Here is an 18114-nt window from a genome sequence, read left to right on the forward strand (position 1 = left end):
TTAGTCGAGAAAAGGCAGCACCACAAGCGCTTCCGGGTCGAGCCCGTGCTGGGCGCATATGCCCTGCGCCAGGGAAAAATAGCGTTCGGCCTCGGCCAGATTGTCGAGGTCGAGATTAAGCGTTGCAAGACCATCATAGCACGGAAACAGCAATTGGGGCTCGCCCGTTTCGCGGGCTACGTCCAGTGCTTGGTGGAACAAGCCGACCGCCAGTTCCGGATGGCCGTTGCACTGGTGGATCTGCCCAAGCACGATCAACGGCACCGGCAGGTGCTCGCGCTGGTCGAGCGCCCGGTCGATCTCGATGGCCTTCTCGGCGGCAGGCACGCCCTCCGTTGGACAGCGATCCGTGAAAGTACAACAAGCGACCGCCAGATTGGCGAGAAGGCGCGCCTGAAAACCCAGATCACCAATATGGCGCGCCACTTCCAGACCGCGCCGACAGACCTCCATCGCCTTCGCCGGATCGATGGTCGTGTAAAGCACGCCGAGATTGGTGTAGCCGCGGCAGGCCGCACCCAGCAGACCGGCGGCTTCGGCCAGTTCAATACTACGTTCAACCTGGCTAACGGCTTCACGGTTTCGCCCAAGGCGAGCCAGCGCAACTGCCTTGGTATTAAGTGCCTCGGCGGTCACGAGGGTGGCATCATCGGAGACATGTTCCGTTATCAGACTGCGTACGCAATCCAGCGCCGCGTCCGCCCATTTTGCCGCGAGCGCGTGATCTCCGCTGCGGAACGCCTGTCGGCCACGTTCTTGCCAGAGATGCGCCTGCTCGATCGGGGCATCCGCTCCATCGAGGAGCGCTGCCGCTTCGGCATAGCGGGATTCCGCGTTGTCCCGCTTGCCCACGTCCCAGAGCAGCCGACCGATCTTGCGCAAAACGCGCGCCGACGCGACACGATCGGCTGACTCCTGGTAGGCCTGCAACACCGCCTCGTAGTGGCGGTGCGCGATCTCGCGGCGGCCTGCCGCCCCGCTCAAATCGGCAATGCGCTCTGCAATTGCCAGTTTGAGCGGTGTTTGCCCGCTCGCGCCCATCGCGGTCAGTGCTCGCTCGTAGAAACGAAGGGCGTCGTCATTGGCGTAGATCGTGCGAGCGCGATCCCCCGCCGCCTGCAGATAATGCGCCCCCCTCTCCCGCTCGGCGCTCTGTGCGAAATGATGGCCGAGCGCGGCCAGATCCTCGAACCGTTCCGGCTTGTCGCCGCACAGTTGCTCCAGGGCAGCACCGACCCGGCCGTGGATGTCGGTCCGACGTTGCAGGAGCAGGTTCTGGTAGATCACATCCTGCAGCAATGTTTGCGTAAAGCGGTAGCTTTGCGACGAGACAGAGCCTGATCCGGCAACTTCCTCTATGATTTCCGCATCGCAAAGCAGCTCGCAGCCGGCTTCCAGCCGGCCGGGGTCGGCTGTCGCGGCTTTCAGAAGCGTGGCATCGAAGCGCGGTCCGATTACCGCGGCTTCCTGGGCCAGCCGGCGCACCTCTTGCGGCAGCCGGTCGACGCGGGCAAGCAACATTGCCTGGATAGTCGCGGGGATGCCGGTTGCGACTTCGCCTGCTGCGGTCCGCCATTGCTGGCCTTCGCGCGTCAACACGCCGCGATCGATAAGGCCGCGAACGATCTCCTCGATAAAAAGCGGGTTGCCGCCCGCGCGCTCGAGGATCTGGTCGAGAAGGCCTCCTGCGGAGTTTACCCAGCTCTCGCCGAAAAGCGCCGCCACCAGGCTGCGTCCGTCATCCCTGTTGAGCGGCGAAAGCCTGAGCGCGGTGTGACTGACCCGACTTGAATCGAGCTGGTCGTTGTCGGGCGCCGGACGATGCGTGACCAGCAACATCAGCCGCGTGCGTTCCAGCCTGTCCATCACGAAACGCAGTGCTTCGAGCGAAACGGCGTCGGCCCAGTGCAGGTCTTCGACGACAATCAACAGCGGCGACAACGCAAGCCGCCGTTCGATGATGGTGCGAACCGCATAGAGGATTTGCCGCCGCAGCTGCTCGGGCTCGACATGCTGCAAGGTGGCATCGGGGTCGCCAAGGCCAAGCACATGGTAGAGCAAAGGCATCAGCCGCTTCGCCTCCTCGCCCTGCAAGCCGAGATCGCCAAGCAAGGCTGCGAGCTTGCCCCGCATCTCGTCACCACTGTCGTTTTGCATCATCCCGGCAGCGCTGCGCACCACTGCGCCCAGGGCGCCAAATGATTGTTCGCCCAGCGGTGAGCACGTGGCCTGCCGCACGGCGACATTGCGAAATCGATCCTCGTCGCCCACGCGGGCAACGAACTCCTTCACCAGTCGCGATTTCCCGATACCGGCTTCTCCGACGAGGCGGACAAGCTGGGCCGAGCCGCCGCACGCCTGGTCAAGGCTCGCCAGCATCCTGTTGAGCTCCGCATCACGGCCTACTATCGGCGCACTGAGGCCGAGCACCTCGAGCCCACGCGCTGCACGCGGCGCCGCAAGCGGTGCATCCAGTCGATGGACGAGCACACTGCCGGCCTTGCCGCGGAAGACGACATCGCCCAGCGACTCGTAAGAGAAGGCATGCCGGGTCAGCCTGTGCGTGAGCTCGCCTACCAGCACCTCACCCGGCGCGGCCAGCGATTGCAGGCGTTGCGCCGTGTTCACTGTGTCGCCGGTCACTGAATAGGATTTGGCGGTGCCGATCCCCAATCCGCCGGTAACCACCGGACCCGTGTTTATGCCGATGTGCAGCAACAGAGGCGTGCCGGAGTGGGGGGCGCGTTCACCGAGCCGCGCCGTCCGGGCGATCATGTCGAGAGCGGCGCGAAGCGCACGTTCCGGATCGTCCTCATGCGCGACCGGCGCACCGAACAAGGCAAGCAGGGCATCGCCGATGAATTTGTCGACGAAACCACCAAAGTTCTGCACGGCCGCCGTCAATTCCTTGAACAGTTCGTTCTGCAGCGCTTGCATGACCTCAGGGTCGAGCTGCTCGCTGAGTGTCGTGAAGCCGCAGAGATCGGCGAACAGGACCGTTACCGTCCGTCGATCGGCGTCGGAGACGGGATGCGGCCCTTCATCGCTTTCGATGTTCCGCGACGGAGTTCGAGAGGGCTGCGCAGTGGTCCGGCTTGGTGTCGGAGCAGGCCGCTCCGCGGCTTTTGCGGTCGCGCCGACGCTTGCCCCACATTTCGGACAGAACTCGAAATCAGGTGCGCAGACATAGCCGCAACTGGCGCATGACACGGGCTGGCGCCGGCCACACTTCGGACAGAAGGCGTAACCGCCCTCAATCTCGAAACCGCAGCCCGAGCAGTCCATGGACACCTCACCAGAGCATGATGCCGAAAAGTGTAAAGCGATTTTCGGACGACATCATGCGCTCCATCTCTTCGACCCTGAGCCGTGACGCGTGATCCCGCCACGCTCGTCACGGCCAGGGTATTCACAAGGATGAACCGATGGCCGTCATCCGGCAAGCGGTAGTGCAAAGGGGCAACCGTATGGGCTCGGCGGCAAAGCGCTGCCGATACGGGCGGCTGCGCGCCCGTCATTTGCGAAAATTTCCTCCTCCCCCGTCTTCCTGCTATCGTGGAGATGAGGAGGCGGACGCATGAATGAGAACCGCAAGCTGGCCGCAATCCTGGCCGCAGATGTGGTCGGATACAGCCGGCTCGCGAGCGCGGACGAAGATCGTACTTTGGCGAGGTTGCGGGCACTGCGCAGCGACCTGATCGATCCCACCATCACAGTGCACAACGGGCGAGTGATCAAGCGCACCGGGGATGGGGCGCTGGTTGAGTTCCGCAGCGTGGTGGATGCCGTGCGCTGCGCCGTTGAGATTCAGAACGGCATGCTCGAGCGCAATGCCGGCGTGCCGCAGGACCGCCGCATCGAGTTCAGGATCGGCATCCATCTGGGGGATGTGGTCGAAGAAAGCGACGGCGACCTGATGGGCGACGGCGTCAACATCGCCTCGCGCCTGGAGGGCGTCGCGTCACCCGGCGCGATCTGCCTGTCCGAGGATGCCTATCGCCAGGTCAAGGCCAGGCTCGACCTCTCGGTCAGCGATCTCGGCAGCACGCAGCTCAAGAACATCGCCGAGCCGATCAGGGTCTATTCGCTGCAGGTCGGCGCCGGGACCAAGGCGGCCGCGACGCCCGAAACCGTAGGCGGCCGGCCGGCCGCGGCAGCGCCGCCGAAGCTGTCGATCGCCGTCCTGCCGTTCGCCAACATGAGTGGTGACGCCGAACAGGACTACTTCGCCGACGGCATCTCCGAGGACATCATTACGGCGCTGTCCAAACTGTCGCAGCTCTTCGTCATCGCCCGCAATTCGTCGTTCACCTTCAAGGGCCAGAACGTCAATGTGCAGGAGGTCGGCGTGAAGCTCGGCGTGCGGCATGTGCTTGAGGGCAGCGTCCGCAAGTCGGGCAACAGGGTGCGCATCACTGCGCAGCTCATCGATGCAATTTCGGGCGGCCATCTCTGGGCGGAGCGGTTCGATCGCGACCTGACCGACATATTCGCCGTGCAGGACGACGTGACGCAGCAGATCGTCGGCGCGCTGGCGCTCAATCTGACGGAGGGTGACCGTCAGCGGCTGGCGCCCGAGCAACCACGCAACGCGGAGGCGTATGACTGTTTCCTGCGCGGCCGCGAGCTGTGGCACCGGCTGACGAAGGACACGAACCTCGCATCCCGCGAACTATTGCAACGTGCCACCGAACTGGACCCGAGCTTTGCCTCCGCCTACGCTTTTCTCGCCCTCACGCACGGCATCGATTACCTCAACAGGTGGAGTGCGTCGCCGCCGGAATCGATGGCGCGGGCCGAAGAGGCCGCAACGCGGGCGGTAACGCTGGATGACAGCGATCCCTGGGCGCACTGGGCGCTGGCGACGGTCCTGTTGTACACACGACGGCACGACGGGGCCATCGAGGAAGTCGAGCGCGCGCTGGTGCTTAATCCGAACTTCGCCGAAGCGCATGTCAGCCGTGGCGAGGCGCTCTACTATTCGGGCAGGCCCGAGGAGGCCCTCGGGAGTTTCGCCAGGGCAAAGGTCCTGAACCCATACTTTCCGGATGTGCTTCTGCACTTCCAGGCCTTGGCGTTGTTTCAACTGGGAAGGTTCGACGAGGCCGTTGACCTCTTGCTGCAACGGCTGGCTCGCAACGCTATCACCGACGTCTCGCGCGCGCTCCTCGCCGCCTGCTATGGCCATCTGGGCCGTTTGGAGGAGGCTCGCGCAGCATGGCAGGAGGTGCTTCGCGTCAATCCCGACTATTCGCTGGAATACCGTCGCAAAGTCTTGCCTTACAAGAACCCTGCCGATTTCGACCTCATGGTCGAAGGGCTCCGCAAGGCCGGTGTCGTGCAATGACCCCGGTAGCGGCCGGATCAGACGCCGAAGGCCCGGCCGATCTTGCGCCATCGGGCGTTTTCGCGAACCAGTTTCAGGTCCTCGGTCGTCTCGGCAAATGTCCGCAATCGGTATTGCCGGAGCAGCTCCGGGAACAGCGCCCCTTCCGGCAGGCCGGCAAGCTGGTCGCGGACCGAGATCTTATCATCGATGACCCGCATGCCCCAGGCATTTTCCCGAACCTGCAGCTCCGCAGCCAGATCGCGCTCTTCCGGCACGTTTTCATCCAGCGCAGCCAGCAGGATCGAGTGGAAAAGCGCGACATAGCCAATCTGTCTCAGCCCGCCCACAACCCGCACGCGCGGCAATATGGCAAGGATGAGGAACGCCAGGAACAAGTCCGGCAACAGCACGCCATCCAGCAGCGCCTGCCTGAGATGCAGCCGCTCGAACGGGATGGAAAGACCGTGCGGCCTGTCAGGCTCGATCAACTGCCCGTTCTCGAGGACGAGCTTGCGCACGCGCTGCTCGCGTATGCCCCAGAAATAGGCCGTGGCATTGGGCAGGAATCGGCCAAATGGGCCCGATGCGGCCTCTTGCAAGGCATGGTCGAGACGCTGGCGACTAGCAGACTCAAGGAGCAGCCTGGAAAGAAGACTGCCGTCATGGTCCAGATGCCGCGCCACGGCAGACGCGGCGAGCCGATCGTCGATGAAAACCGGCCGGGCCATGCCGGAACGATCCCAACTAGCGACCAGATCCCCGTTGAGTTCTGTCAGCGCATCCGCAGCGGTTGCAAACACCTTGTCCTGGCTGGCGAGCAGTGTGCCCAGCCAGCTTCTGGCATCTGTTTCATCGCCTACCGCTTCGAGCGCGCGCGTGTTTAGGGTGACAGGGCCGGCCGCGCAGACGCTTTTGCGGCACAGTTTGTGGCGCCCCATGCCAAACAAATTGACCTTGTTGTCGCCGACATCGAGCCATCCCGGCCCCTCCCGGCCGACGGTCTCCATGGTCATCGTCGCCCCCATGAAGCCGATGAAGGCCGACAGCCCGTTTTCGACCGCGCCGAGCCAGGCAAGCAGGAGAGCATCGAAGGTGATCCGGTCCATCAGAAGCAGGCAGTGCAGGCCGGACTGGATCACCGGTCTGTGCTCGAATTCGTCGAGGGTCTTGCCGACCTCTTCGGGCTGCATCATCACACCAAGGCGCTGATGCAGGACGTCGCGCAGGATTGAGCGGGCAGCGATCGCCGGCCCCGATGCAGGCCTTGCCACCGGCCGCCACAGATGGCGCGCGTATTCGGAAACCGGTGCATTCCAGTTCTGTTCGATGTCACGCACGACTTCCGGGCAGAGCAGCGACAGCACGGCCAGAATTTCCGCCGGAGGCGTGGGGGCTGGATCAAAGGCGGCGGTCATCAGAACCGCAGCCGGGCCATGGTCAGGAGGTCGTGGTACTGCCCGTCGGTAAAACCGGCCTTCACATGCCGGCCTTCGACCTCGAAGCCGTGGCTGGTGTAGAGGCGGATGGCCGGTTCGTTGTCGGCATAGACGCTCAATTCGACCCGCTTCAGGGCGCGCCAGTTGTCGGCCACGTCAAGCAGCGCGCCCAGGATGGCGGAGCCGATGCCTTTGCCGACAAAGCCATCGTCAAGGCCGATATTAATCTCGCCTATGTGCGAACGGCGCGGCGAACTTTGCACGACCAGGCTGCCATGTCCGACGACCTTGCCGTCCAGTTCGGCAACGATCCAGGTGGTTTCCTGGCCGGACTTGGCGATGCGCCGCTCCACCTGCTCCACCATCTCGAAAGGCATCCTGAGCGTGCCCCAGCGGAAGCCCGGCATGTTGAAGATGGCGCAAAGCGCCTCCGCATCGCTTGGCCGGACGGCGCGGAGCTGCGGCTGGATTTTCTTGGAAGAGGTCGTGCTGGTCATGGCGTCCCTGGCTAGAGCAATTCCAGGAAAAGTGTGAGCGGTTTTCCGCCCGGAATTGCGGCAGAACAAAGAGATAGAGCAGTTCGCCGTTTTCTCGAAACGGTGAGACGCTCTAACGCAATCGGCCGGCACGATGCACCGGACCTCGCCTGAAAATCCAGTTATCTCTGCAACCTATGCCGATTGCACGCCGAAATACCGCGAGGCGGCGTAGAGTTTGAAGGCGCCGCTGATGCCGATCCAGCCGAAAAGGGCGAGCCAGCACAATGTCCCGGCCGCCGTCCAGCCGATCTTGTGCACCGCGGCGTCGGTGATGATGAGACCTAGGATGGCAAGCAGGCCAACCAGGAACTGCGCTAGGCCGAGCACCAGCAGTTCCTCGCGCGGCGCGCCTTTCCAGACGAGATATGCGCCGCCAGCGCCGGCGAGGAAGATGGCGCTGTAGACCTGGGCGTGGAAGGGATCGACCGGCCACGGCCAGGTGCTGCTGACCATCAGAGGAAACAGCAACATGCCGATGCCATAGAGCCCAAGGAGCGTCGTTTCCGCCACCATGTAGCCGCGCCATGCGGGGCTCAGGGTCACGCCTTTCGCTGACGGACGTTCCCTCGCCCGCCACAGGAACAGCCCCGATATCGCTGCCGAGGCAAGATAGACCAGGAACCAGAGCCAGGCCGCTTTGCGCCCGAAGTTGAAATAGCCGAGATTGATCAACGAAACCGCCGACACGATGACGGTGAAGATGAAGGCCATGACCAGCACGAGCCTGCCGGGCGACCAGCGATTCCAGAACAAGAGCGCCGCCATCACTGCCATTTCGGCGGTGTAGAAGCCGCCGAGGAAGCGGGCACTGAACGGGGTGACTGGCCAGGGCCAGCGCGGCTTGACCAGCTCAGGCGCGAAAAACAGGCCGGCGCCGACGACCAGGACGATGATGACCCCAGCGGAGAACAGGCGCAGGGCCGCCGGAAATGGCGGGTTATCGGATGTTGGCATGGGAGAACGCCCCAAAATGAATGCCCAATGATCCATCATAGTGCCGCTTGCGGCCGGTGAAAATCGGTGGAACGGAAATTGACCTGTCACCAGGCTTGTCCATTCGCATGGCCGTACGGCCCGTTTCGGCGTAAAGTGGCGAAGTCGGACCAAGGAGCGGTCCGGTCAACCCGCCTCGGGCGGGGCATTTTCCGGAGCCTGCACGATGACCGAAGCTCAGGACCTGTTCTCGCTTCTGCGGCAATCGACCGATGTCGATCCGCAGGCAATCGACGCGATCCGGCGAACCGTCGCGGAGGGCAAGGACCGTGAACTTTGTCGCATCAACGCGCTCGCCTTCGCCAGCAAGAATGGCCTCGACGAGGAACGTGCCATCAGTGCCTTTCTCCATGCGGCGCGGGTGGGCATCTTCGACATTTCCTGGAATGTTCTGTGCCCCGGCTGTGGCGGCGTGCTCGACACCAACGCCACGCTGAAAACGATGCAGAAGGACGAATACACCTGCGCGCTGTGCTCCCAGGGCTATTCGCCGACCCTCGACGAGATGGTGGAGGTGACATTCACAGTCAGTCCCCGCGTGCGCAGGATTGCCGCCCACAATCCACACGAACTGCCGTTGGTGGAATATTACCGCCAGATCTACTGGGCGTCCGGCGCCGATCTGCCGGATGAGGATTTGGCGAAACAGATGGAAGCGTTCTCGCTGGAGGATATCGAGCTTGCGCCCGGTGAAAAGGCGGTTCTGCACATACAGCTTCCGTCCCAATTCATCATCGTCTTCGAGCCGGTCACCCATTCGGCGCAATTCATCGACGTAAAGGGCGAACCGGCAACAGAGCGCCGAAGCCTCTCTCTGGTCTTCGACCGCGACCATGTCCAGAGCCAGACGCTGGAGATGCAACCCGGCCCGTTGCGCATTTCGCTGGAAAACAGGACCGACACCCGCGTGCTGCCTGCGGTCTTCATCGCCGGCCCGGCATTGCATGATTTCATCGGCAAGCGCCGGCCCTTCGTGACCGCCAAACGCCTGCTCACCAACCAGACATTCCGCGATCTCTATCGCACCGATACGCTCGATATCGACCAGCGCCTGAAGATCACCAGCCTGACCTTCCTGTTCACCGACCTGCGCGGATCGACCGAGCTTTACGAGCGGGTGGGCGATCTTTCAGCCTTCGATCTCGTACGCGAGCATTTCCAGGTTCTGCACGAGATCGTCGCGGCGGAGGCTGGCGCGGTGGTGAAGACGATCGGCGATGCGGTCATGGCGACCTTCGCGACGCCTGATCGAGCGATTGCCGCGGCCCTCAGGATGCGCGATGCCATGCGTGACCTCAATGAGAAAAGCGGCCGCGAGGATCTGCTGCTCAAGATCGGAGTTCACGCCGGCCCCTGCATCGCCGTGTCCATGAATGAGCGGCAGGACTATTTTGGCCAGACGGTCAACATTGCTTCGCGGGTCCAGAACCTTGCCGACGCACAGGCGATCTTCGCCACGCGTGCGGTGGTCGACGACAATCTCACCGCCGATCTGTTGCACAGGAATGCGCTGACGCCCGTGCCTCATGAGGTCTCGCTGCGCGGCATCGAGCGGGAGATCGCAGTCTATACGATCCCCTGAAGGGAAGGCTTAATGCATGTCGCGCAAAAGTGACCTCGGTTTTGCGATAACGACATGCATCAAACAATGACCTAAAGCGCGTCGTGTGAATCTGTTTTCACGCGACGCGCTTTGGGCCCCTGAAGATTTGGGCCGTCTCCGCCTCAGACCCGCCTGCAGAGGAAATAACGATCGGCGGGCTCCGAAGTCGGCGGCGGGAGGCGCAGCAGCAGCGGGTGATCGAGCGGCGTGCCACTGACCGCGAAGCCGCCGACGCGAAGCATGCGCGCGATCAGATCGGGAAGCCAGGTAGAAGTCACTGCATCGCGATCGTCATAGCCGGTGCCGATGTCGGCATGAACAAGAGCGGCGTCGATGCCAATGAACTTGCGGGCCGTCTCGCGTATTTCGCCGAGCACGAGGTTTTCAGCTTCGGGAATTGAGCTGGCGTGTGCGCCAACTTCGCGGTCGAACACCACGATGCGGCGCCCGGGCAGAAGCTCGCGCAGATGGTGGAACGTCCGGCCATTGCCGAGCCCGAGCTCGAGTACAAGCCCCTCCATCTTCGCCACCTCGGGGCAGATTTGATTGAGAATGTCGCGCTGTGCGGTCATCCTGCTGATGAAATTGTCGAGGCGACTCATATGCGATTGTATGTCCTGAACCAGCGGCCCCGATCGAGGCTTGCCGCATATAGAGGCGAACGACGAACCTTGCAATAATGCAACCGGCCGCTGACAAGCGTCATGCCGGGTGGAGTCGTCGGCAGGCCGCGCTGCGGAATAGCGATCTCACTTGTAGGGGTCCGCGGCGTCCCGCAAGCCGTCGCCGAGGAAGTTGAACGCCATGATGACGAGGATGACGGGCAGCATCGGCAAAAGCAGCCATGGATAGAACGCGATCACGCTGACGCTGCGCGCCTCGGTGAGCAGGATGCCCCAGCTGGTTATCGGCGCCCTCAGGCCGAGCCCGAGGAAGCTCAGCGCCGTCTCGCCCAGGATCATGCCGGGTATGGAGAGCGTCGCCGTCGCGATCAGGTGCGACATGAAGCCGGGAATGAGATGCCGGCGGATGATGCGGCTGCTCCCGGCGCCCATCAACTGCGCGGCCAGGACGTAATCCTCCTCGCGCAAGGCCAGAAGCTTTGAGCGCACGGCCCGCGCCAGTCCGGTCCAGTCGAGCAGCCCGAGGATGACGGTGATGCCGAAATAGATCAGGATCGGACTCCAGGTTATCGGCATGATCGCCGCCAGGGCCAGCCACAGCGGAATGCTGGGAATCGATTGCAGAACTTCGATTATTCGTTGAACGATCAGGTCGAAGACACCGCCATGATAGCCGGCCAGTCCACCGATGACGATGCCGAGCAGGAAGCTGAAACTGATGCCGACGAGGCCGATTGTCAGTGAAATGCGTGCGCCATAGATCATGCGCGAGAGCACGTCGCGCCCCAGCCTGTCCGTGCCGGCCAGAAAGAGCTGGCCGTTTTCGGCAGGGCAGACGAAATGCCTGTCACCTTCGATCAGGCCCCAGAACTGGTAACTGTCGCCCTTGCAGAAGAAATGGAGTTGCTGAACATCGTCGTGGTTCTCGATGTAGTTCCGCTTGAGCGTGTCCATATCCAGCGTCATCTGGCGGCCATAGACGAACGGCCCGACAAACTCGCCATTGTGGAACAGGTGGACCTGCTGCGGCGGCGAATAGATGTAGTCCATGTTGCGCGTGTGCAGATTGTAGGGCGCCAGGAACTCGCAGATCAGTATCCCGAAATACAGCACTGCCAGGAATATGCCGGATATAAGCGCAAGCCGGTGCTTGCGGAATTTCCACCACATCAGCCGCAACTGCGACGCCTGAAAGACCTTCGACTGCTCCGGCGTCATCGCCTCGACCGACTGCAGGTCAAAGGGCGCGCTGGAAATGTAGTGTTGCAGTGGAGCACCCGGAGCGGGCAGCGGCGAATCCTGCTTCATTTGGTGCTGCCGCCCTGCAAACGAATTCGTGGATCAAGCAGCGCCAGCGCAAGGTCTGAAATCAGCACGCCGATAACCGTCAGGAAGGCGAGGAACATCAGGAACGACCCTGCCAGATACATATCCTGACTTTGCAGCGCCTTGATCAGCATCGGCCCGGTCGTTTCCAAAGACAGCACGATCGCCGTGATTTCGGCGCCGGAGATGATGGCCGGCAGGATGGAGCCGATATCGGAAATGAAGAAATTGAGCGCCATGCGCATCGGATATTTGACCAGCGCCTTGAACGGATGAAGGCCTTTGGCACGCGCCGTCACGACATATTGCTTGTGCAGCTCATCGAGCAGATTGGCGCGCAGCCGCCGGATCATGCTTGCCGTGCCCCCGGTGCCGATGATCAGGACCGGGATCCAGAGATGGGCGAGGATCGACTTCGCCTTGGCCCAGCTCATCGCCTCGCCGAGATATTGCTGGTCCATGAGATGGCCGATGGACGTGCCGAACCAGATGTTGGCGAAATACATCAGGATCAGCGCCAGCATGAAATTCGGAATCGCAAGGCCGAGAAGGCCCATGAAAGTCAGGCCATAGTCGCCCCAGCTGTATTGATGCGTGGCGGAGTACATGCCGATCGGAAAGGCGATAAGCCAGGTGAACATGATCGTGACGAAGGAAACCAGCACGGTCAGCCACATTCGGTCACCAACGACGTCGCGAACCGGCAACTCATACTCGAAGGAATAGCCGAAATCGCCGTGCAGCATCCCGCCGACCCAGTAGAAGTAGCGAATGACCGGCGGCTGGTCGAAACCATATTCCTTGCGCATCATCTCGATGCGATCGGAATCCACCGCTTCGCCCTGGGCCCGAAGCTCGGCGACATAGCTGTCGAAATAGTCACCCGGCGGGAGTTCGATGATGGTGAACACCAGCGCCGATATGACCAGCAGCGTTGGAACCATGACGGCGATGCGCCACACAAGATATCGAAGCACGCTCAGGAGCCTCCAAGCCAGAATGTATCCGGCATGTAGACACCGAAATAGGAGGTCGGGTCGTAGCCGTAGAGTGCCTTGTCAGGCAGATTACGCAGCCGCGAGGACACCAGAACCGGCTGATGCGTTGCGTTCACGGTGCCGATCGAAAACACCTGATCGGTGTAGATCGACAGCATCGAATTCCAGATTTCGGCACGCTCCTTGGTTGCGGTGGATGCGTTCCAGCGCTTGAGCAACGCCATCAACTCGACCACTTCAGGCAGATCGGGCGCCTCACCCATCTTGCCATGAGACAGATAGTGAGCCCCCCAGAGCGGCCATTGCAGCTGGTCGTCGATGGTGGGGGCCAGCTGGTAGGGGTTCATGTCGGCGGTCGCCACGCCATTGTCGATGCCTGACCACATCGACATCATGATCTGGCCGCCAAGCGCGCGGCTGCGGAAGATATCGCGCTGCGAAGTCCGGATGAACAAGGCGATGCCGATCTTGCGCCAGTGATCGGTGATTAGTTCGAGCGCATCGGTTTCCAGCGTGCTTTCACCGGCCGTTTCCACGATGACCTGCGCAGAGCGTCCGTCGGGAAGCATCCGCAGGCCGTCATCGTCACGTGCCTGAAGACCAGCCTCGTCGAGCAGGGCATTGGCCTGGTCGGGATCGTGGGCGACCCAGGCTTTCGCGAATTCCGGCCGGTAGAGCGGGCTCTCCGGCAGCACCGTATCGGCACTTTCCTGCGCCAATCCGTAGAACACGGCCAAATTGATCTCGCGCCTGTCCACGGCGAGCGAAAGGGCGCGGCGCACGCGCACGTCACGAAGAAGGCCACGCCACACCTGGTCGGCACAATTCAGATTGGGCAGCAGCGCCAGCCGCGAACCCTGTGTGCGTTTCCACAGATGCATCTTCACCGGGTAGCGCTTCTCTGCGTCTTTCAGGAAGGCGTAGTCGCTGAAATCAATTCCCATGCCTTGCAGGTCGCTCTCGCCCGCACCGGTCTTGGCGGAAATGATCGCCGACGAGCTGACATTCAGGACAAACTGGTCAACATAGGGCAGTTGCCGGCCATTCTCGTCTATTCGATGGAAGAACGGGTTGCGTTCGAAGATGAACTGCTCGGCCGGCGGTTTGGTCCGGTTCTGCCAGGGATCGAGCGTCGGCAGATCAGGGTTCTCCGGGCGATACTGCCGCGACATTCGGATATGCAGGAGCGTCCATTTCTTGGCCCGGTTCTCCTTCATCAGGCCGGCCAGCCGGAATGGATCCTGGTATTTCTTGTGGAACTGCTTGAGATAGGCGGCCGGCAGAACAAGCGATAGCGGCGCAGCGGCAGCGAGCTTGGGCAGGAAGTCGGGATTGGGCGCATCCCAACTGTAGCGCACCGTCAACGGATCGACGATCTCGAAGCGTGGCGGTTTGTCATCCGCCATCAGGGCCGGGGCGAGCCCGCCCTGCGTAAGCTCATCGTTCAGCCAGACATCTTCCCAGCAATAGCGGAAATCCTCCGGCGTAAGCAGGCTGCCGTCGGACCATTTGTGTCCTTCGCGTATCTTGAAGGTGAAGACGCGATCGTCCGCGACGTCGAAACTTTCGAGAATGTCGGCTTGCAGGTTAAGTTTTTCGTCATAGCCGACCAGCCGGGAATATCCGTAGATCGTCATCATCCGGATATCTTTCTGGCTGCCGATGATCGTCCGCAGCGTGCCGCCATACTGGCCGGGCTGCCGGCCCATCGCAGCGAGATTCACCGCGCGCGGGCTCTTGGGCAAGCGTTCGGCGAGTGCCGGCAGCGCCTTGGCCGCCAGCTGCGGCTGAAGAAAATCCGGCTCCAGATCACCAGCGCGCGACGTGCCCGGCACGAGTGCCGAAGCCATGAGGCCAAGGAGGGTGCGACGGCTGATCAATGGCGCAACTCGCTGACATCGGCGGAACGTCGGGCCAGCACGAGATGGCCGCCGCCAAGATCGAGCGGCGACAACATATCCTCTTCGCCCTCATCGCGGAATTGCGGTCCCCATGCGCTGGTGTCGGAAGCGCCGCCGAGCTTCAGCGTCTTGAAATCCATCGGCCGGTCGAGATCGGGGAAAGGGACGGCCGCGAGCAGTGAGCGCGTGTAGGGGTGGATCGGTTTCCTGAGCAGGATTTCGCGCGGCGCAAGCTCGACGATACGCCCGCCGCACATCACCGCGATACGGTCCGCCATGTAGTCCACCACCGCCAGATTGTGGGAGATGAACAGGTAGGTCAGACCCAGTTCCTTCTGCAGGTCCTTCAGAAGGTTCAGGATTTGCGCCTGAACAGAGACATCGAGCGCCGAAACCGGCTCGTCGCAGATCAGGAGCTCAGGCCCCAGCGCCAACGCGCGCGCGATGCCTATACGCTGACGCTGCCCGCCGGAGAAACTGTGGGGATAACGCTTGATGAAGCGCGGATCGAGCCCGATTGCCTGCATCAGGCTCTTGACCGTGGCGAGCCGGGACGCGGAATTGCCACGCTGATGGATTTCCAGCGGCTCGCTCAAGATGTTCTCCACCGTCATGCGAGGTGAGAGCGACGAAACCGGATCCTGGAAGACCATCTGGATTTTCGCGCGCAGCAAACGCAGGGCGTCTCCCTCGGCGTCCAGGACGTCGATCGGTCCTTCGCGGCCGTTGAAGACCACCGAGCCGCCGCTAGGGGTGACAGCCCGCATCAGGATCTTGCTGACGGTGGTTTTGCCGCAGCCGCTTTCGCCGACCAGACCCAGGCACTCACCCCGCCTGATGTCGAAGCTCACGCCGTCCACGGCGCGAACAGAGGTTTGATGGCTCCCGCCGAACCATGCGGACTTGCGGGTGGTGTAGATCTTTTTCAGATCCCTGACCGACAGCAGGATGTCGTCCGGGCCCTTCGAGGCCGCCGCCGTCTGCTTGCCCAGCAGGTTCTCGACATTCACCGGCACCTCGCGGAGCGCCTTCAGCCTTTCGCCAGGCTTCAGGTCGAAATGCGGAACGGCTGCCATCAGGCCCTTCAGGTAAGGGTGACCCGGCCGGCGGAATATCGCCTCCACAGGTCCCGCTTCCATGATCTCGCCATGGTACATGACCACGACCTCGTCGGCGACATTGGCGACCACACCGAGGTCGTGTGTGATCAGCAGCATCGCCATGTTCAGCTTGGTCTGCAGCCCGCGCAGCAATTGCAGGATTTGCGCCTGGATGGTGACGTCCAACGCAGTTGTCGGCTCGTCGGCGATCAACAGAGCGGGCCGGCAGATAAGAGCCATGGCGATCATGGCGCGTTGCCGCAATCCTCCCGAAAGTTCAAACGGATACATCTCATAGGCGCGTTTGGGATTGGGAAAGCCGACAAGGCCGAGCATTTCCTCGGTCCGCGCCTTGCGCTCCGCTCGAGCCATGGGCGTATGAATCTGCAGGGATTCGCTGACCTGGTTGCCGATCGTGTGCAGCGGCGACAGTGATGTCATCGGCTCCTGAAAGATCTTGCCGATGCGGCTGCCTCTCAACGCCCGGATTTCGGGGCCATCACGCGGCATCGTCAGGATATCCTGCGTCGTGCCGGGCTTTTCAGGATCGGAAAACAGGATACGGCCGCGAACATGGGCAGTGTTGGGCAAAATGCCCATCACCGCCTGGCTGAGAACCGATTTTCCGGAACCGGACTCACCCACAAGCGCGGTGACCTTGCCCGGCAGGACGCGAAGATTTGCGCGCCTGACGGCATGCAACGGTCCCCCGACAATGGCAAAAGAGATGCCAACATCCTCGATCCGCAGCAGATCAACGTCTGAATTCATTCTCACCCCAGCCCCACCCTGGCGGCCCTGCCGGCCGGCAGGCCCAGAGCAAGACTAGCGCATTGCCAGCCTAGAGCAACTTGGATTCTAAACGAATTCTCCGGCGGAGCCGCCGACCGGACTTACCAAAGGCGTTCGGATCATCGTGGCGGTTACTGGAGCTTCCTCCGGTCGCCCGCCAACAGCCGCGCGGCATCGCGATGAAGCAGCATAACCTGCTCGGCGTCCGATATCCGGTCGTGAAACGGCTTCAGCGCAGCGTCTTCATCGAGTGCGAGAGCACCCGACAGGTCGGGTGAAAGCACCGTCAGCTTCTGCTTGATGCCCGCAAGTTCCTCCTTGCCGAGCGTCAGCCAGCTGCTGTCGCCGCAGTAGCCGGCGAACTCCTTGCTGGCCAGAACGCTGTGCGGATATTTCTTGGTTAGGGTCTGGAGGCGCTGGACCTCGTTTACAGCCGAGCCGAAGACGGAGAATGTGAGCCGGTCAGTAAGCCCGACATTGCCGAACATCACATTGCCGACATGCAGGCCGATGCCAAATTTTATGTCGTCCAGCCCCTTCTCTTTCCTGCGCAGATTGAGCTCCATCATGCGCGCGCTGGCCTTGTGCGCAGCCGCAAGAGCAGCCTGGCAGGCGATCTCGGACTGGGCGCGATGCCTTTCGCAGGGGTAGACGGCAATGAAGCCATCCCCCAGGAAACTCATGATCTGCCCGCCTTTGCGATTGAAAGGTGCAGCAATGGCATCGAAAAACTGGTTCAGCGTATCGATATAGATTTCGCGGCCGGAGGTTTCGGCCAGCCTTGTCGACCCGCGCATATCGCCCATGACCAGTGCGGCCCGGATTGTGTCGCCCTCGCCGCGCTTGATCTGGCCGTCCAGCACGCGCCTGCCGGCGTCGCCGCCGAGATAAGTGGTCATCATGTTGTCGGCGAGCTTGGTGAGCACCGCCATCTTGGTTGCGATGGCGAGATGGTTCTGGATCCGCAGCAGCGCCGAAATCATGCTGTCGCTGAAGCCTGAAGCACTATCGGTCGACCAGGACCCCATCATGCCTTGACTGGTATCGCCGTTGAAGGGATGGACGAAAGCCATGTAATCGGTGACGCCCATGAGCCTGAGGTCGTCGAAAACGGGAAATTCCGACGGCACCGACGGGTCGAGCCGGCGCCGCAAATGGTCAAGCTTGTGGTTGAGCAGATGATAGTATGGGCTGGTCAGGAATCTGTCGGAGTGAACGCCGTTCTCACTGCGAAAGCCTTCCACTTCCATGCCCTGGCCGCGAAGCCAGGTGAAGCCAAGCGCGTCATAAAGCGGATGAAGCATGGAAAAGCTCAAATGCACTCGCTTCAGCGGCAGGCCGGCAGCAGCCAGCCGTTCACAAAAGCCCTTTACCAATGCTTCCAGGTCGTCGCCCGCCAGCGCCGACTGGGTCAGCCAATCGGCAACCTTATCCGTGAGAATGGTGGAAATTTCTGCTTGCGCTGTGCTCATGC

The 18114-nt window shown here is 62.1% G+C and carries 12 protein-coding genes; 2 read left to right on the plus strand and 10 right to left on the minus strand.

Annotation, left to right across the window (positions count from 1 at the left end; translation table 11 throughout):
• Positions 1-3285, minus strand: a complete 3285-nt coding sequence (locus ACWGTO_RS15320; RefSeq protein ID WP_454575659.1) for an adenylate/guanylate cyclase domain-containing protein — start codon at positions 3283-3285, stop codon at positions 1-3.
• 292 nt (positions 3286-3577) lie between these two features.
• On the opposite strand from ACWGTO_RS15320, the gene ACWGTO_RS15325 reads away from it, so the two are divergent.
• The gene (locus ACWGTO_RS15325) at positions 3578-5347 is read left to right on the plus strand and encodes an adenylate/guanylate cyclase domain-containing protein (protein WP_454575660.1); all 1770 of its coding nucleotides are present in this window, start codon (positions 3578-3580) and stop codon (positions 5345-5347) included.
• A gap of 17 nt (positions 5348-5364) precedes the next feature.
• On the opposite strand, the gene ACWGTO_RS15330 is transcribed toward ACWGTO_RS15325, so the two are convergent.
• The 3 genes from ACWGTO_RS15330 to ACWGTO_RS15340 form a co-directional block, all read right to left on the minus strand.
• Positions 5365-6744 carry a hypothetical protein gene (locus ACWGTO_RS15330; RefSeq protein ID WP_454575661.1) on the minus strand — a complete coding sequence of 460 codons (1380 nt, stop codon included), beginning with the start codon at positions 6742-6744 and terminating at the stop codon, positions 5365-5367.
• Positions 6744-7262, minus strand: coding sequence for a GNAT family N-acetyltransferase (locus tag ACWGTO_RS15335; protein WP_454575662.1), 519 nt, complete (start codon positions 7260-7262; stop codon positions 6744-6746). The genes ACWGTO_RS15330 and ACWGTO_RS15335 overlap by 1 nt, the downstream gene beginning before the upstream one ends.
• Positions 7263-7436: 174 nt before the next feature.
• Positions 7437-8258, minus strand: a complete 822-nt coding sequence (locus tag ACWGTO_RS15340) for a hypothetical protein (RefSeq protein ID WP_454575663.1) — start codon at positions 8256-8258, stop codon at positions 7437-7439.
• A gap of 205 nt (positions 8259-8463) precedes the next feature.
• Between ACWGTO_RS15340 and ACWGTO_RS15345 the strand changes: the two genes are divergently transcribed.
• Positions 8464-9879: a DUF5939 domain-containing protein gene (locus tag ACWGTO_RS15345; protein WP_454575664.1), complete on the plus strand. Its 1416-nt coding sequence runs from the start codon at positions 8464-8466 to the stop codon at positions 9877-9879.
• Positions 9880-10022: 143 nt separating this feature from the next.
• Here the strand turns inward: ACWGTO_RS15345 and ACWGTO_RS15350 are convergent, their stop codons facing one another.
• The 6 genes from ACWGTO_RS15350 to ACWGTO_RS15375 all read right to left on the minus strand — a co-directional run bounded on the left by ACWGTO_RS15350 (position 10023) and on the right by ACWGTO_RS15375 (position 18112).
• Positions 10023-10502, minus strand: coding sequence for a class I SAM-dependent methyltransferase (locus tag ACWGTO_RS15350; protein ID WP_454575665.1), 480 nt, complete (start codon positions 10500-10502; stop codon positions 10023-10025).
• A 147-nt stretch (positions 10503-10649) separates the two neighbouring features.
• Positions 10650-11831 carry an ABC transporter permease gene (locus ACWGTO_RS15355; protein ID WP_454575666.1) on the minus strand — a complete coding sequence of 394 codons (1182 nt, stop codon included), beginning with the start codon at positions 11829-11831 and terminating at the stop codon, positions 10650-10652.
• Positions 11828-12826, minus strand: coding sequence for an ABC transporter permease (locus ACWGTO_RS15360; protein WP_454575667.1), 999 nt, complete (start codon positions 12824-12826; stop codon positions 11828-11830). Before ACWGTO_RS15360 ends, ACWGTO_RS15355 begins: the two co-directional genes overlap by 4 nt.
• Positions 12827-12828: 2 nt before the next feature.
• On the minus strand, positions 12829-14727 hold the full coding sequence (locus ACWGTO_RS15365) for an ABC transporter substrate-binding protein (protein ID WP_454575668.1): 1899 nt from the start codon (positions 14725-14727) through the stop codon (positions 12829-12831).
• Positions 14724-16619: an ABC transporter ATP-binding protein gene (locus tag ACWGTO_RS15370; protein WP_454575669.1), complete on the minus strand. Its 1896-nt coding sequence runs from the start codon at positions 16617-16619 to the stop codon at positions 14724-14726. Before ACWGTO_RS15370 ends, ACWGTO_RS15365 begins: the two co-directional genes overlap by 4 nt.
• A gap of 152 nt (positions 16620-16771) precedes the next feature.
• Positions 16772-18112 carry an adenylate/guanylate cyclase domain-containing protein gene (locus tag ACWGTO_RS15375; RefSeq protein ID WP_454575670.1) on the minus strand — a complete coding sequence of 447 codons (1341 nt, stop codon included), beginning with the start codon at positions 18110-18112 and terminating at the stop codon, positions 16772-16774.
• Positions 18113-18114: the final 2 nt, after the last annotated feature.

This window comes from Mesorhizobium sp. PL10 (assembly GCF_053714315.1).

Excerpts from the sequence above, each read along its gene's own strand:
- ACWGTO_RS15320 (WP_454575659.1), bottom strand. The coding sequence starts at position 3,285 with ATGGACTGCTCGGGCTGCGGTTTCGAGATTGAGGGCGGTTACGCCTTC.
- ACWGTO_RS15325 (WP_454575660.1), top strand. The coding sequence starts at position 3,578 with ATGAATGAGAACCGCAAGCTGGCCGCAATCCTGGCCGCAGATGTGGTC.
- ACWGTO_RS15330 (WP_454575661.1), bottom strand. The coding sequence starts at position 6,744 with ATGACCGCCGCCTTTGATCCAGCCCCCACGCCTCCGGCGGAAATTCTG.
- ACWGTO_RS15335 (WP_454575662.1), bottom strand. The coding sequence starts at position 7,262 with ATGACCAGCACGACCTCTTCCAAGAAAATCCAGCCGCAGCTCCGCGCC.
- ACWGTO_RS15340 (WP_454575663.1), bottom strand. The coding sequence starts at position 8,258 with ATGCCAACATCCGATAACCCGCCATTTCCGGCGGCCCTGCGCCTGTTC.
- ACWGTO_RS15345 (WP_454575664.1), top strand. The coding sequence starts at position 8,464 with ATGACCGAAGCTCAGGACCTGTTCTCGCTTCTGCGGCAATCGACCGAT.
- ACWGTO_RS15350 (WP_454575665.1), bottom strand. The coding sequence starts at position 10,502 with ATGAGTCGCCTCGACAATTTCATCAGCAGGATGACCGCACAGCGCGAC.
- ACWGTO_RS15355 (WP_454575666.1), bottom strand. The coding sequence starts at position 11,831 with ATGAAGCAGGATTCGCCGCTGCCCGCTCCGGGTGCTCCACTGCAACAC.
- ACWGTO_RS15370 (WP_454575669.1), bottom strand. The coding sequence starts at position 16,619 with ATGAATTCAGACGTTGATCTGCTGCGGATCGAGGATGTTGGCATCTCT.
- ACWGTO_RS15375 (WP_454575670.1), bottom strand. The coding sequence starts at position 18,112 with ATGAGCACAGCGCAAGCAGAAATTTCCACCATTCTCACGGATAAGGTT.